This is a genomic window from Thiorhodovibrio winogradskyi, from assembly GCF_036208045.1.
Taxonomy (GTDB): Bacteria; Pseudomonadota; Gammaproteobacteria; order Chromatiales; family Chromatiaceae; genus Thiorhodovibrio; species Thiorhodovibrio winogradskyi.
The window spans coordinates 3887164-3903338 of the sequence record NZ_CP121472.1; the positions used below are offsets into that span (position 1 = coordinate 3887164).

At 63.2% G+C, this 16175-nt stretch carries 10 protein-coding genes and 1 tRNA gene; 5 read left to right on the plus strand and 6 right to left on the minus strand.

From position 1 onward, the window contains the following. Positions 1 to 199: 199 nt before the first annotated feature. On the plus strand, positions 200 to 1504 hold the full coding sequence (locus tag Thiowin_RS17820; protein ID WP_328984313.1) for a diguanylate cyclase: 1305 nt from the start codon (positions 200 to 202) through the stop codon (positions 1502 to 1504). Here Thiowin_RS17820 and Thiowin_RS17825 read toward each other — a convergent pair. Together Thiowin_RS17825 and Thiowin_RS17830 are read right to left on the minus strand one after the other, a co-directional pair. After that, positions 1497 to 4763: a PAS domain S-box protein gene (locus Thiowin_RS17825; RefSeq protein WP_328984314.1), complete on the minus strand. Its 3267-nt coding sequence runs from the start codon at positions 4761 to 4763 to the stop codon at positions 1497 to 1499. The two genes, Thiowin_RS17820 and Thiowin_RS17825, sit on opposite strands and share 8 nt — an antisense overlap. Before the next feature lie 89 nt (positions 4764 to 4852). After that, on the minus strand, positions 4853 to 5794 hold the full coding sequence (locus Thiowin_RS17830; RefSeq protein WP_328984315.1) for a GGDEF domain-containing protein: 942 nt from the start codon (positions 5792 to 5794) through the stop codon (positions 4853 to 4855). Between the two features lie 353 nt (positions 5795 to 6147). On the opposite strand from Thiowin_RS17830, the gene Thiowin_RS17835 reads away from it, so the two are divergent. From Thiowin_RS17835 to Thiowin_RS17845, 3 genes are all read left to right on the plus strand, one after another. Next, positions 6148 to 6224 (plus strand) — tRNA-Pro (locus Thiowin_RS17835). Between the two features lie 178 nt (positions 6225 to 6402). Continuing rightward, positions 6403 to 8760, plus strand: coding sequence for a carbamoyltransferase HypF (gene hypF / locus Thiowin_RS17840; RefSeq protein WP_408034103.1), 2358 nt, complete (start codon positions 6403 to 6405; stop codon positions 8758 to 8760). Positions 8761 to 8938: 178 nt separating this feature from the next. Beyond that, entirely contained in the window at positions 8939 to 11119 is a 2181-nt protein-coding gene (locus Thiowin_RS17845; protein ID WP_328984316.1) for a glycosyl hydrolase family 57, read from the plus strand. A 145-nt stretch (positions 11120 to 11264) separates the two neighbouring features. Here the strand turns inward: Thiowin_RS17845 and Thiowin_RS17850 are convergent, their stop codons facing one another. The 4 genes from Thiowin_RS17850 to cobD all read right to left on the minus strand — a co-directional run bounded on the left by Thiowin_RS17850 (position 11265) and on the right by cobD (position 13838). Then, positions 11265 to 11474, minus strand: coding sequence for a hypothetical protein (locus Thiowin_RS17850; RefSeq protein ID WP_328984317.1), 210 nt, complete (start codon positions 11472 to 11474; stop codon positions 11265 to 11267). Between the two features lie 42 nt (positions 11475 to 11516). Further along, positions 11517 to 11891 (minus strand): hypothetical protein, encoded by a 375-nt coding sequence (locus tag Thiowin_RS17855; protein ID WP_328984318.1) that lies wholly within the window; start codon positions 11889 to 11891, stop codon positions 11517 to 11519. A 28-nt stretch (positions 11892 to 11919) separates the two neighbouring features. Further along, positions 11920 to 12645 (minus strand): orotidine-5'-phosphate decarboxylase, encoded by a 726-nt coding sequence (gene pyrF, locus Thiowin_RS17860; protein ID WP_328984319.1) that lies wholly within the window; start codon positions 12643 to 12645, stop codon positions 11920 to 11922. Between the two features lie 203 nt (positions 12646 to 12848). Continuing rightward, positions 12849 to 13838: a threonine-phosphate decarboxylase CobD gene (gene cobD / locus Thiowin_RS17865; protein ID WP_328988119.1), complete on the minus strand. Its 990-nt coding sequence runs from the start codon at positions 13836 to 13838 to the stop codon at positions 12849 to 12851. 565 nt (positions 13839 to 14403) lie between these two features. Here cobD and bchE point away from each other — a divergent pair. Continuing rightward, on the plus strand, positions 14404 to 16170 hold the full coding sequence (gene bchE / locus Thiowin_RS17870; RefSeq protein ID WP_328984320.1) for a magnesium-protoporphyrin IX monomethyl ester anaerobic oxidative cyclase: 1767 nt from the start codon (positions 14404 to 14406) through the stop codon (positions 16168 to 16170). Positions 16171 to 16175 lie beyond the last annotated feature (5 nt).

The window sequence follows — 16175 nt, forward strand, 5'->3', positions numbered from 1 at the left end:
CCAAACCGCCGGCCCGCGCGCAATGCAATCTTGCCGCTCCGTCAGCTTACCCCCCGACATCCCGTCGCGGCCAGGTCGCATCTAACGTAAAAACCCTGAATAATCCGCGCCAACAGCCACAAGCCTCGGCGGCAATCCCCATGGGCAGGGGGTATAATGGCCAAAATTCGCACATCCATATCCACGATGAACTTCCACGATGACTTATCGCCATACTCAGGGTGAAAGCCACTCAACCAACAGATCAAATACTGAAAGAGCACTACTCGTCGAAGATAGCCGTTCACTGCGACAGTATCTCGCCGAGGCCATTCATGACATCGCCGATATTCAGGTGGCCAGCGCGGGCTCGCTTGAAGAGGCCCGCCGGCTGATTCGCGACCAGCCAAAAGAGTATTTCGTCGGCATTCTCGATCTCAACCTGCCGGATGCACCCGACGGCGAGGTTGTCGACCTGGTGGCGGAAGCGGGCATTCCCATTATCGTGCTGACCGGCTTCATGGACGACAGCCTGCGCGGGCGCATTCTCACCAAGCCCAATGTCATCGACTACGTACTCAAGACCAACCCGAGCGAGATCGACTATGTCGCCCGGCTGGTCAGGCGGGTTCATCGCAATCATCGGATCAAGGTGCTGATTGTCGATGACTCCAAGGGTTTTCGGTTGTACCTGAAAGAACTGCTGCGCACTCACCGCTATCAAACGATTGAAGCCGAGGACGGCGAAGAAGCCCTCAAGCTGCTGCATCAACATCTTGACATCCGTCTGATGCTGACGGACTTTCACATGCCCAAGATGGACGGTCAAACGCTGATCACCCAGGCGCGCCGTCATTTCGACCGCAATCAACTCGGCATCATTGGTTTTTCGGACCAAAGCGCGCCCATCACCTCGGCCAAGCTGCTCAAGGCCGGCGCCAATGACTTCATCGCCAAGCCTTTTTTGATCGAGGAGTTCTACTGCCGCATTACCCAGAATGTCGAAACCCTGGAGTTTATTCACCTCGTGCGCGATTCGGCCGTGCGCGATTTCCTCACCCAACTTCATAACCGGCGCTATCTGTTCGACGTCGGCACCAAGGCTTACGAGCAGGCCAAGGAGCGGGACTCAGGATTTGCGGCGGTGATCATCGATATCGACCACTTTAAGCAGGTTAATGACACACACGGGCATTTTATCGGCGACCGGGTGTTGCAGCGCGTTGCCACCGCCATGCGCAAGTCCGCGCACCAGGATGACCTGCTGGTTCGCTATGGCGGCGAGGAGTTCTGCCTGCTGATCCATGGCGAGCGTGCATCCGCACGGCTTGCCGAGGAACTCGAGCGCATTCGCTTTGCAATTGCCTCCCTTGAAATCCCGAACGGCAATGAGGTACTGCGGGTGACCGCCAGCCTAGGCGCGACCCTAAACAAAAGCAGCTCGCTCGCCGCCATGATCGATATCGCCGACGCCGCGCTCTATCTTGCCAAGACCGAGGGACGCAATCGGGTGCGCATTAGCTGAGAGGATCACTCACCGCCTCGGTATCCAGGCTATCAATCAACGCGATGACCGCCTCCCGCGCCTCGGCCAGGGGGACATCCAAGGCGGCCATATCGAGCCCGGTGTCCGGCGTCTGCTTGAACTCAACGGCCTGCACCGCTTCCTGTGCCGCGGCCAGACGCTCGGCCAGCGCCGCGAACCCCAGATTGGCCACCAAGCCTTTGAGCGCATGCAAACGACCTTGCATGCGCGGGATATCACGGTCGCGCCAGGCGCCAAGCAGCGCGTCCAAGTCTGCCCGGCAATCGCTGACGAAGGTGCGCAGCAGATCGGCCAGTCCCTCGGGATCATCCTCAAACAGGGACTCAAGCTCAGCCGGCAGGGCCTTAGGAACCGCACTCGAGCGGGGATCCTGCGCCGCCGACTCAGCCGCCGGCCCAGCCGCCGGCCCAGCGGCTGACGGCTCGACAGACAGACGCGGGCGCCGCTCGGCATCGTTCAGCCAGCGTCTGAGCGCACGCTCGAGCAGCTCCAAGCGAATGGGCTTGCTCAGGTAGTCGTCCATGCCAGCTTGCAGGCACTTCTCGCGATCTCCCTCCAGTGCCTGGGCGGTCATGGCCACAATGGGCGTGTTGCGGTTGAGATGGCCGGGCTCATCGCGGATGGCGACAGTGGCCTGATAGCCATCCATGCGCGGCATCTGCAGATCCATGAAAATCAGGTCGAAGACACAGGTGCGCGATAGCTCCAGCGCCTGCAAGCCATTGACCGCGGTCATCACCTCAATGCCGAAGCGCGACAGATAGGACACCGCCACCTTGCGATTGAACAAGCGATCTTCCGCCAGCAACACCCTGGCGCCGGCAAAGCGCGGCGACTGACTGACCACTTTGGAGCTGGCGGACAGGCTGACGGCATCGAGCGTCCCTTGGGGCAGCGTCAGCGCCTGGGTCATGGCACGCAGCAGTTGGCGATGCTTGACCGGCTTGATGAGTAAACTCCGCACGCCCAGGGTGCGCAGACGCGCGGCCTGACCGCGCACACTGGCCGATGCCAGCAGCAGAATATCGGGCGCGCCGCAGCGACCGTCCCCTTGGATGGCATGCGCTGTTTGTTCGCCATCCATGCCTGGCATCAGCAAATCGAGCAGCACCAGACGGAAGGGATCGCCGGCGTCATTGGCCTGTTGCAAATCCGCCAGCGCATCCGCCCCACCTGAGACAGCATGCGGTCTGCAGCCCCAGCCGTTCAGGGTCTTGACCAGCAGCCGCCGATTGGCACTGTTGTCATCCACCACCAAACAACGCAGGCCACGCAACTCCGGGGCGGTCAGGCTGGCACTGGGCACCGGACTGCTGGCGGGCTCCAGCGGCAGCAGAAAACTGAATTCGCTACCCTGCCCCAGCCTACTGGTCAGCTCAAGGCGCCCGCCCATCAGCTCGACCAACTGACGACTGATACTCAGGCCAAGACCGGTGCCACCGTATTCTCGAGTGACGCTGTTATCGGCCTGTTGAAAGGCCGAAAAAATGTTGGCCTGTTTCTCCGGCGCCACTCCTACCCCAGTATCCCGCACGGCAAAACGCAGCCATTTGACCCGCACCCCTGGCCCCGGCCGCACCGGGGGGTCATCGGGGCCGGGCTGCTCGGATGCCGGCTCCACGCTCAGCACCACCTCGCCGCTGGCGGTGAATTTGATGGCATTGCCAAGCAGATTAATCAGCACCTGGCGTAAGCGCTGGGTGTCACCTTTGAGGCCAAGAGGCACCCGTGGATCAATAAACTCAATCAGCTCCAGCTCTTTTTCGGCGGCGCGCAAGGCAAAGCCATCGAGCACTTCCTCGAACAGCACGCTGAGGTCGAAATCAATAGGATCGAGCATGACCCGATGCGCTTCGAGCTTGGAGAAATCGAGAATGTCGTCGATCAAAGCCAGCAGCGCCTCGGCCGCGGCATCGACGATTTCAAGATTTTCGCGCTGCTCGGTATCGAGCCGACTGTCAAGCGTGAGCTTGGTCATGCCGAGAATGGAATTCATCGGCGTGCGAATCTCGTGACTCATCTTAGCCAGGAATTCGCTCTTGGCGAGCGCCGCGGATTCAGCTTCCTCCTTGGCCAGCCGCAGTGCCTGCTCGGTCTCCTTTAGGGGCGTGATGTCGACGAAGCTCTCAATCAGCAGGTTGCTATCCTGCAATTTGAGCGGGGCCAGACTTTTGAGCACACTGACTTGAGTGCCATCGGCGCGCACGAAAACCGCCTCTTGATTGGAGATCGAGCGCCAGGTCTCGGGCGTCCCCGATTCAAAGGGACAGTGGTCCGGATTCAGGCAGAGATGATCGCTACAGAGAGTACCAATCAGCTCCTCGCGCACCAAACCCAGGATCCGCGCCGCCTGTTCGTTGGCATCAACCACCTCGCGCAGATCATGGTCAATCACCACAATGCCTGTCTGCACGGTATCAAGCACCGCGGCCAGACGCGCCTCCTGCGCGCGCGCCCGGTCCTCTGCCCGGCGACGCGCGTCGATATCGCTATGGGAGCCGGCCATGCGCAGCGGCCGTCCCTGCTCGTCGCGCACGCACAGCCCACGTCCGAGAATCCAACGCCAGGAGCCGTCCTTGCAGCGCATGCGAAATTCGGTCGCGAGCAGATCGGTCGCGCCCCGCAGATGCGCCTCGATGGCCGCGTTGGCTCCGGGCAGATCCTCTGGATGCACCCGCGCCGCCCACTCTTCAAAGCGGTTGGGAATTTCGGCATCGGCATAGCCGATGAGCTCTTTCCAGCGTGGCGAGAAATAAATGCGGTTGGTGGGAATATCCCAGTCCCAGATGCCCGCGTTGGAGCCGGCCACCGCCAGCGCGAAGCGTTCTTCGCTCGCGCGCAGCGCGCCCTCGGCGCGGGAGGTCCGGGAAATATCGTCGATGACCCAGATGACGCCCTCGGCACGATCAACGCCATTCAGCGGCCGACCCGAGAGCGCGGCTTGAAACACCTCGCCATTTGCGCGCTTGAGCTGATAGCGCACATCGGCCACGCCAGTGCTGTGGATACGTGAGAAGACTTCCTTGCCGAAGCGCTGAAAAGACGCAGGCGAGATGTGCAAAACTTCCACCGACTCACCCAGCAAGGCCGTGGCCTCATAGCCAAACAGCTTGCAGGCGCGCTCATTGATCTCGATGATGCGCCTGTCGCAATCCACCACGAAAATGCCGATCAGGCTGTTATTGAACACGAGATGATAAAGACTGTGTTCTTTTCTCGAGACGAGGGTATCAGACATCTCAGAGCCCATGGCGGTATGCTGCTGCTGTTTAGACTCGTGGGTTTTCAACCCTGGATTGCACGACCGCGGCCGGAGCGCTGCATGCCTCAATGCCGTGACCTGTCCTCCATGACCAAACCGGCGGCCAGTTGCTCCGCGCTCGGATATTCATCGGCCGACAGCGCCATCAGGCACCGCCCCTGGCCCTCGCGCTTGGCGCGATCCATTGCCTCGTCGGCGGCTCGCAGCATGTCATCGACACTGCCGGCATGCTCGGGAAACACCGCCACACCCACGCTTGCCGTGATTTCAGCCTCGCCGCTCGACAGGCGAATGGGCGCGGCCATAGCGCCGACCACCTTGCGCCCGAGCATCATGGCCGCCTCCACGCCGTTGACTTCCGAGAGGAGCACCGCGAACTCATCGCCCCCAACCCGGGCCACCGTATCGGAAGTGCGCAGGCTGTTGGTCAACATGCGCCCGACGCGAACCAGCAGTCGATCACCGTCGTTGTAGCCAAACTTTTCGTTCACCTCGCCGAAACCGTCGAGGTCAAGCAGAATCAGACCGTAGCGCCTTCGATACCTGGCCGAATGGAGATGAATGCGCTCGAGCCGATCAAAAAACAAGGCGCGGTTGGGCAACTCCGTCACAGGGTCGAAATTTGCCAACTCCTGCACGCGTTTCTGCTCCCGCCGCCATTTCACCCGCGCATCGGCGAAAAACCAGGCACCCACCGCCATGAGCACAAAGAAGGTCAGGGAAAAGAACCACAGACGTATCATATTGCCCCGATGCTCGGCCGCGGCGCCAGATGCACCTGATCCAATGGGCGCGCCAGGCCGCAATGCCAGGTCAGGCGCTGGCCCAGTCGCTGGCCCAGTACCGGTCGTGCCATGGTCCGCGACCTCCGCCCTACTCTGCTGAACCACTGCCGCCGTGTCCACCAACTCGGTGCGATAGAAAAGGTATGAGCCAAGGGCGGTCAATAAAGCAATGATCAAAATCAGGATGCCAAACAGCCTGATGAACTCCTGCCTGGAGTTCACTTTCTGCTCCTGCTGATGATCCGGTTTCATTGCCAGAACACTGTCGCCATTTAACATACGCTTGGATTCAGTTACGGCCATGGTGTTTCCCGTCCATTCCCTATACTCTTCGCTCGCTCGGTTTGCCACGCTTTGAGTCTAATGCAATTCGGTGTTTTGCACAGCCAAAACCCTGCAGCCAACCCTCGGTTTTGCCGGGCGCGGGGATTCATCAGTCCAGGCCCCGGGAGATCCGGACGCTGCCTCCCAAGATCAAGCCGCGGGCAGACCAGACAAGCAAAGGCCGAAAAAGCCAGGGAGCGGCTACGAGCAAATTGACAAGCTCGGCACCCGCCATTATGCTGCATCGTTTTCCGGGCGTAGCGCAGTCTGGTAGCGCACCACAATGGGGTTGTGGGGGTCGCAGGTTCAAATCCTGCCGCCCGGACCATCCGTTCTCATACCCCCTTTTCTCACCGCCGGTTATCAGTCTGACCGAATCCCCTGCTTTTCCTGGTGAGCGCCTATCTGGTGACCACGGCTCTGGTGATCACCTGTCTCGCGATCAGGCGCCCGGTTTATCCTGGCCCCATGATTATCGGGTCGAACACCTGCGGATACGCGGCCTGGTGCAAGGCGTCGGCTTTCGCCCGCACGTCTGGCATCTGGCAAACCGCCTGGGCTGCCTGGGCGACGTGCGCAACGACGGCGACGGCGTACTGATTCGCCTGTGGGCGCCGGACTCCACCACGGCCGATGCCTTCTGCCAGCGCCTGCGAACCGACATCCCGCCACTCGCGCGTATCGACGCACTTGAGCGCAACCCCCAGCCCGCAGAGAAAAGCCAACCGCCGCCGGCGGGCGAATTCCGCATTATTGCCAGCGCCACCACCGAGGTCCACACGGGCGTGGTGCCCGATGCCACCACCTGCCCGGCCTGTGCCACGGACATCGCCGCGCGGAGCAACCGACGCTACCGCTACCCCTTCACCAACTGCACCCATTGCGGCCCCAGGCTCAGCATTGTACGGGCCATTCCCTACGATAGAGCCAACACCAGCATGGCCCGCTTTCCGCTATGCCCGGATTGCCTGGCCGAATACAACAACCCCGCGGACCGCCGCTTTCATGCCCAGCCCAACGCCTGCCCGAGCTGCGGACCCAAGCTGTGGTTGGAAGACTCAGACGGCCAGAGGCTCGACCCGGCCGCTCTTGGCTGCCAGGACGCCATCGCCGCCGCCAGCGAGATGCTCGCAGGCGGGCGGATTCTCGCCATCAAGGGTATCGGCGGTTTTCACCTCGCCTGCGATGCCACCAATCACCAAGCCGTCGCGCGCCTGCGCCAGCGCAAGGCACGCGACGCCAAACCCTTCGCCCTGATGGCGCGCGATCTCGCTGTCATGCGTCGCTATTGCACCCTCAGCCCACAGGAAGCGGCCCTGCTCCAATCCCCAGCCGCGCCCATCGTGCTGCTTGAGGCTCGGCACCCAGCCCCCACCCGGGCGGCGCTCGCGCCTGGCATCGCCCCAGGGCAGGCCAGTCTCGGCTTCATGCTGCCCTACAGTCCACTGCATCTGTTGCTCCTCGCGCACTGGGAACAGCCGCTGGTCATGACCAGCGGCAATCGGAGCGATGAGCCCCAGGCCATTGACAATACCGAGGCCCGCACCCGCCTCGCGCCCCTGGCCGATGCCCTGCTGCTGCATGATCGCGACATCCTCAACCGGCTTGATGACTCGGTCGCGCGCGTCGATGCCGGACAGCCGCGTCTGCTGCGACGCGCGCGCGGCTTCGCGCCGGCCCCGCTGCTGGTGCCCGATGGATTTCATGACGCGCCACCCGTGCTGGCGCTGGGCGGGGAGCTGAAAAACACCTTCTGCCTGCTTGATGCGCCGCGACTGATTCTGTCACAACACCTCGGTGATCTCGACGAACCCGCGACCCTGCGCGCATTTGAACGCACCCTAAAACTCTACCGCGAACTTTTCCAGCACCAACCAAGCCGCATCGCCATCGACCGCCATCCGGACTATCGCGGCAGCACGCTTGGTCGTCGCCTGGCCGCCGAACTGGCGCTGCCGCTGATCGAGGTCCAACACCACCACGCCCACATCGCCGCCGTACTGGCCGACAACGCCTGGGCGCGCGACGCCGGCTCCGTCCTCGGGTTGGCGCTCGACGGCCTGGGCCATGGCAAGGACGGGACACTCTGGGGCGGCGAACTGCTGCGCGCGAACTATCAAGACTGCAGCCGCCTCGCCTGGCTGCGCCCCACGCCCCTGCCCGGTGGCGACCGCGCGGCCAAGGAGCCCTGGCGCAATCTGATCGCCCACATCCACACCGCCTTCGGCTGGGAACAAGCTTGCGCGCAATGGCCAGCGCTCAGGCGTCTTCCCGGTCTGGCCGAGGCACCCATCCCCGCGCTGCTGCGCATGCTGGACGCCGGCATCAACTCGCCCCGGAGTTCCTCGACCGGACGCCTGTTCGATGCCCTGGCCGCCGCCCTTGGCCTCCACACCAAAGAGATCGCTTACGAAGGCCAGGCGGCGATGGAACTCGAGGCACTGGCACGCACCGACTGGAACATCCCGGGCACAAAGGGCCAGTCGACCGGCGACGGCTATCCCTTTGCCCGCCTGCACACACCAGAGGGCATCCAGCTCGATCCCACGCCCATGTGGCAAGCCCTGCTCAATGACCTGAGCCATGGCGTCCCGCCCGCGCGCATCGCCGCGCGCTTTCACCAGGGTTTCGCCACCGCATTGACCGACCTGAGCCTGGATGTGGCGCGCGAACAGGGTCTCGACACCCTCGCCCTGTCCGGCGGCAGCTTCCAGAACCGCATTCTGCTCACATCCGTCATCCATCAGGCGGAAAGCGCTGGCTTGCGCGTTCTCTCCCATCACCAAGTCCCGGCCAACGACGGCGGCATCGCTCTGGGCCAGGCGCTGATCGCGGCCGCGACCAACCCGCTCACCACAAGCTGACAAAGCGGTTGCGCTCCACGGCCACAACTCTGCGACAATAGAGACTTGCGTGTCATGAAGCGGCTGGAAGCCGCTTCCACACCCCAGATACAGGCACATGTGGAATTGCCGCCGCTACGGAGGTTTTGGTCAAGGTCGCGATCCGGGACCCCAACAAACCAAAGGAATTTTCAGCTCCATGGATAACATCTTCACCCAGTTTCTTGCCATCGACCTGCCGTCGGAACTTCTGTGCGATGACGCCGGCAGCAACCCCGCCTTCAGCGTCACCCTGACCGCCAATGGCGCCATTCCCTTCCCGCAAGTCATCCTGCGTCAGCACGGGCGCGAACATCTGTTTCGCAACCAGCAAATCGTCTGGCTTACCGATGATCCCGAGCAAGGCTATCAATACCGCGCCGGAATCCCCGCCGGCCTGCTGAGCGAAGGCGAGGTCCAGGTGCAGATCGAAGGCTGCCGCCAGGCCAACTTCACCCGCGCCGGCGGCGATGACTGGATCAAGACCTTTCGTGCCCTGCAACTGGTGCGCGCGGCCGCGACTCCAGCGCCCGCCGCGCCCAACCCAGCAGCGGCCAGCCAGGTCGCCACCGCCCCGCGCATCAGCGCCGGCAAGGACCTGCCGAAACTCCACTTCGGCATCCACAAACACATGCATCAGCCCTACTACGATGCCGCCGATCCCGACTACTGGGATGGTGAAAAAGACGGCATCTTCGGCACCCGTGGCGGACCATACACGGACTTTGTCCCCGCCGCCATCCGCCAGTATGAAGACTCCGGACTGCCCCACGCCGGCCTGAGCTGCAGCTGGAGCGGCTCGCTGATCGAACAACTCGAGCGCTGTGCTGAAACCGGTCGCGCCGGTGGACGCTTTAGCGACTGGGCCATTAAACTGCGCCAGGTTGCCAGCCTGACCACCGCCAGCGGCAACCGCCGATTGGATCTTTGCGCCTTTGGCTTCTTCCACCCGCTGATGCCGCTGATCCCCGCGCGCAACATCGTGCGGCACATCCAGCAACACCGCGCACTCATCGCCCGTGTCTTCGGCGCCCCGGCCTCGGATAACCTGTTCCCGCCCGAAACCGCCTTTCATCCGCGCATCATCCCGGCGCTCAACCAGGCCGGCATTCGCGCCGTGATTTACGATTCCATCCATCGCTACCGCGCCTGCCGCGACTACCCCTACGGCGGCCCGACCGAGGGCATGCTACCGCCCAATCCGGCCGAGCAGAGCAATCCACCCGCCAGCGACTGGCTGCGCCTCGGCAATGTCTGGACCGGCTCGGAGATCGCGCCCAGCCTGCTCAAACCCGAGTATCTGGCCTACATCGACCCGGAAGGCGCCGAGCACAAAATCATCGGCGTGCCAGCGGAACGCTATATCGGCAACGAGGACGCGCGCGGCGGTTTCGGTGCCTTGCAATACCCGGATGTTTTTGGCCAGGTCCATGCCCAGCTTGAACGCCACGGCCAGTTCGACCCCAAGCACCCGCCTTTCTTCCTGCTGCATTCCGACGGCGACAACCACGGCGGCGGCGCCGAGAGCTACTACCGGCACAACACCGCCGCCCTGCTCGACTGGCTCAAGGGCGACCCGCGCTTCGAGCTGACCACCATCACCGACTACCTCGACCGCTTCCCGCCCGATCCGACCCAGGCGGTGCATCTGGAGCCCGGCTCCTGGAGTGGCGCCGACAATGGCGATCCGCAATTCATGAAGTGGTTCAGCCGCTATCGCGAGCCCTACTCGCCCGATCTCAACTCCTGGGCCGTGCTGACCGCCTTGCAAAACGCCGTGCATTCGCTCGAAGACAGCGAACCCGAGCACCCACTGCTGCCCAAGCTGGTGCGCCTGATGCTCACCGCCGAGGCGAGCGACTACTGGTACTGGACTGGCCAGAGCGTCTGGGACGGGCAGGTCACCCGCGCCGCCAACCAGGCCTGGTCCCTGGCCGGGACCGAGTTCCAGCGCATGGCCGACGCCAACAGCGACAAAACCGGCCCAACGCTCTTTCCGCCCTGGGTCACGCCCGAGAATCCCGGCGGCCAGCAATGGCGACCCAATGGACTCGAACCCGCCCCGCGCGAGGCGACTGTCCATTGCTTTGCCTATGATCTCTCCGGCATTGCCCGCATGACCCTGCATCTGCGGCCCGCCTCGGGTGACCAAAGCAGCGAGCAGCGCATCGAGATGACCGACCATGGTCCCTATCCGTGTGAAACCGGCGCGCGCGTCACCGCGCATTATTTCACCGCCGAGCTACCGCCCGGCCTGGGCGATATCCGCTATTTCCTGGTCGCCGAGGACAACAACGGCAATCCAAGCCGCGGCGCGCTTGAGCGAATTTTTCTGGGCTGAGCCGCCGCGCGCTTTGAGCATCGCCATGAAATTCTTCAACACCTAAGGCCCCATCCGCGCGCAGGAGCACTATCATCTGCCGCCGCTCGGGCGCTGGGACATGGATGAAATTCTGACCCTGATCGAGCGCAAGAAATACTTCCTGTTACACGCCCCACGCCAGACCGGCAAAACCACCTGTCTGCTGGCACTGATGGAGTATTTGAATCGCGAGGGGCGCTATCGTGCGCTCCATGCCAACATCGAGGCCGCGCGCGAGCAGATCGAACCCGCCATGGCGACCATTTGTGGCGTGCTCGGTCGGGCCGCGCGCCGTCACCTCGGCGATGCGGGGTTGCTCCAGTGGTCCGAGCAACGCACCCCACAGCTACCCGCGGGGGACCGCCTTGGCGCGAACTCAACCCTGGCGCTCAAGCCCGGAGCGCCAGTCATCGACGAACAGCTCGATGGATTCGATGAAGTCGGGCTCATGCTCGCTGCGATTAATGGTGCAGTGCACCAGGACGCCAGGATTGGCGGAATCAGCCGGCTCGCAGGTCAGGGTCCAGGCCAGGGCGTTGGGGCAACCAGGCAGGGTGAAGCGCAGCCCGTCGCGAATGCACTCACGCCGCACGCGAAACTGGCCCCAGAGGCAGTAGATGTCACCCTGTTCACCGTCCCACCAGAGCACCCGGTCGATGGACGGGCACCAGGCAGCCAGCTCGGGGCCGCTCAGGCGTTGTTGCAGCGTCTCGGGTGTTAGATGACAGGCGGCTTTGGCGAAAAATTCCATATCAGGCTAACTCGGTAAACCAGGCCCGTCAGCCAAACACAGCCGCGATCTGCCGCTGGGCCTCCTCGGCCGCGACACGCGGATCAGCGGCATCGCGAATCGGCCGGCCGATAACGACATAATCCGCGCCATTACGAAAGGCCTGCTCGATATCCACCGTGCGCTTCTGATCATCGACCGGGCGATTGTCGACCGGGCGAATGCCAGGCGTCACCACCAGAAAATTCTCCCCCAACTCGGCACGCAAGCGCGGCGCCTCAAGCCCCGAGGAAATCACCCCATCACAGCCCAGACGCAACGCCTTGCGCGCGCGCGCGAGAACCAGCTCCTCGACATCGCAGACAAAGCCAAGGGCGTCGAGATCGGAGCGGTCGAGGCTGGTGAGCACGGTCACGGCGAGAATCTTCATGGTCTCGCCCTTCTCCCGCGCGGCGGCTTCGAGCATGGTGTCGTTGCCATGCACGGTGGCGAAATCCACCTGCCGCTCGCGCAGCCGCCGCACGGCGCGGGCGACGGTCTCGGGCACATCGAAGAATTTGAGATCGCAAAACACCCGCTTGCCCTCACCGCGCAGCCATTCGACCAGCTCGAAGTAGCCGCCGGCCATGAACAGCTCCAGCCCGATTTTGTAAAACCGGCAGGCGGGGCCGATGGCGCGCACCAACTCGCGCGCCGCCTCGGCGTCTGGCACATCCAGCGCCATGATCAGGCGCTCATCGGTGGGGATGGTTTTTGTTGAGAGATCGCTGTGCATGCTGGTGCCTGTGTTGAGTTGGTATGGGGTTCAAGCCAGTTGGTGATTTGGGTCAATCTGTATTTGGTGGACGCGCCCTTCGGCCTTTTCCAGCTTCGAAAACAAGCTATTAGCGCGTAGGGTGGATAAGCGGAGCGCATCCACCCGCGGAATATATCGGGATGGCATCTTTTTGGTGGATGCGCCCTTCGGGCTTATCCACCCTACGCCTGCAACGCATGCGCAAGCCGTTGCCAAGCGTCCTCCCCGCCCGGCAGACCAAAGCGCAGGCTTGCGGGCGCGTCGAAAAGCCGCGTCAGGATGCCCTGAGCCGCCAGTTGTCGCCAGCGTGTCTCGGCCCTGTCGGTGCATACCCAGGCAAAGAGCGCGCAACTGGCGGTTGGGGTCAGGCCGTGCTGATCAAGGAGATCGCATAGGCGCTGGCCAGACCGGGTCAGTTCAGCCCGGGTGTGCGCTTGCCAGGCACGATCCTCCAGCGCCCGCGTCGCCACCCAGCGCGCCGGGCCGCTGACAGACCACGGTCCAAGCAGCGCGCGCAGTGAGGCGAGCAGCGCGGGCTCCCCCAGCACGAAACCGACACGCGCCCCGGCCAGCCCGAAAAACTTGCCCAAGGAGCGCAGCACAATCAGCCCAGGGCGCGGGCCATGCGCCGCCAGGCTCTGACCGGGCGTGGCATCCATGAAGGCTTCATCGACCAGCAACCAGCCACCGCGCGCGGCCAGGCGCCGGTGCCAGTCGAGCAGTTGATCGGCAGGCAGGCGCAGCCCGCTCGGATTGTTGGGATGGATCAACACCAGCACCTCGCTATCGGCCAGGGCGGCATCGATGCGCGCCGCGATGGCGTCGGCAGGGCCAAGCGCATCAATCACGCTGACTAGATGCCCCGCGCCGCGCCAGGCAGCGGCGTGCTCGGCATAGCCGGGGGTCAGGACGGCCACACGCGAGCGCCCTTGCAACTGCTGGCGCAAGCGGGGCAGCACCTGAATGGCCGCCTGGGAACCCGCCACCGGCAACAGCGCGGCACCGCCATAGTAGGCACGCGCGGCGGTCTCCAGCCCATCGTCATCTTCCGGCAAGCGCTGCCAGCAGGACGCCGGCACCGCGGGCACGGGCCAACCGTTGGGGTTGACGCCAGTGGAGAGGTCGAGCCAGTCCGAGGCGGGAATGCCAAAGCGCGCCGCCGCCGCCAGCAAGCGCCCGCCATGGGCGAGCGCCGCACCTTCCCGCGCTGACGTCACAGCAACCGCCGACGACCCAAGATCCTTCAATTTCATGCGCGCCAGTATGCCGCCTCAGGCAGCAGCCGGCCAGCCATGGCCGCGAGCTTGAAGGGACATGGACCTCGGAAGCAGCTTCTCAGCCTGGTATTTTTTATTCCGACGCCCTGGAGCATCAGCTCTGGCATCAACTGGAACAAATCGAGAGGGGCAAGCACATGCGTTACCTCACCTCGGTGGAACGCCTTGGAATCGAAAAGGGCATGAAACAGGGCGCCGCGGGCGTGCTCTTGCGGCAACTTGATCGCCGTTTCGGCCCGCTGGATGACGCCACCCGCGCCGACATCGCCGCCGCCGATCCGGAGCTAATTCCTAGAATGGTCGGACCGCATCCTCGACGCCGAATCGCTCAAGGATGTGCTCCACTGACCAGCCCAACCCGAAAGACCAACCCCAAAGGTTTGACAGCCCGTGGCGAATTTGCTGCTATACCCGGTCAAGTTAGCGGAACCGCTCTTGGTTCAATCCTGCGGAGATCAGCATGCGCATTTTGTTCGTTCATCCCAATTACAGCGCCGGTGCCGCCGACATCGCCGGCAACTGGTCACCGGCCTGGGTTGCCTATATCGCCGGCTATCTAAAGTCAGGCGGCTATCAGGATTATCAGTTCATCGATGGCCTGGTGGACCAGCTCGACGATGACCAGATGCGCGCGGCCATCCGCGCCGCCCAGCCGGACATCATCGCCACCACGTCCATGACGCCGATGATCTACGCCGCCCAGCGCGTGCTGCAAATCGCCAAGGAAGAGCATCCAAGCGCCATCACCGTACTCGGCGGCATCCACGGCACCTTCATGTACAACCAGGTGCTGGGCGAGGCGCCCTGGATCGACGCCATCGTGCGTGGCGAGGGCGAGGCCGTGACGCTCAACCTAGTGCGCTGCATCGACGAGGGCCGCTGGCCGACCGAGCGCGAGTCGGTGCGCGGCATCGCCTTCCTTGATGATAATGGTGCCGTTGTCGCCACCGAGGCCGAGCCGTCCATCAGTGATGTGGACAAGATCTGGCCGGACTGGGGCATCCTGGAGTGGAAGAAATACATCTACATCCCGCTCGGCGTGCCGGTCGCGACTCCCAACATGGCGCGCGGCTGCCCCTTCACCTGTAGCTTCTGCTCGCAGTGGAAGTTCTGGCGCGACTATCGCGTGCGCGATCCCAAGCGCATGGTCGATGAGATCGAGGAACTGGTGAAGGTGCATGGGGTCGGCTTCTTCATCCTGGCCGACGAGGAGCCCCAGATCAACAAGAAGATGTTCGTGGACTTCTGTCAGGAACTCATCGACCGCGATCTGGGCATCCACTGGGGCATCAACACTCGCGTGACCGACGTCATGCGCGACGAGGATCTGCTGCCCTTCTACCGCAAGGCCGGTCTGGTGCATGTCTCACTCGGCACCGAGGCCGCCGCGCAGCTCAACCTCGACCGTTTCGTCAAGGAGACCACCATCGAGCAAAACAAGCGCGCGGTGCAGCTGTTGCAGCAAAACGGCATCGTCACCGAGGCGCAGTTCATCGTCGGACTCGAGAACGAGACACGCGAGACGCTCGAGGAGACCTATCAGTACGTCATGGACTGGGGCGCCGACATGGCCAACTGGTCGATGTACACCCCATGGCCGTTCTCGGACATGTTCGCCGAGATGGGGGACAAGGTCGAGGTGTTCGACTACTCCAAATACAACTTCGTCTCGCCCATCATGAAGCCGGACAAGATCGACCGCGCCGAGCTACTCGACGGCGTCATGGCCAACTATCGGCGCTTCTACATGAAGCGGATGCTGTTCCAGTATCCCTGGGTCAAGGATCCCTTCCGCCGCCGCTATCTGATCGGCTGCATCAAGGCCTTCTTCAAGAGCGCCATGGAGCGGCGTTTCTATCAGCTCGGCCAGCAGAACTACTGGGGGCCGCTGTTTAAGAAGCTGATTAAATTCGATTACGACAAGAGCAAGTCCAAGATCGTCGAACCGGATCACAACGCCTGGAAAAAGGCACCGCCAGCCAAGCGCCCCGGCGCTGCTCCAGCTGGCACCCCGGCACCGACGATTTCAGGCGCCATGCCCAAGGCTTGTGGCGGTGGCAATCAGCAACTGGAGGACATCAGCGACCTGCCACCCGGCACCGCCAAATGCCAGCCCGGCGGCTGTGGCGGCACTGGCCCGCGTCCGGAAGCCCAGGGCAGCATCCAGGTTGGCATGCCGATGCCGCCGCCAAGCAGCAAGCCAGAGCGGATGGCCGAGGAAGCCTGAGCAAC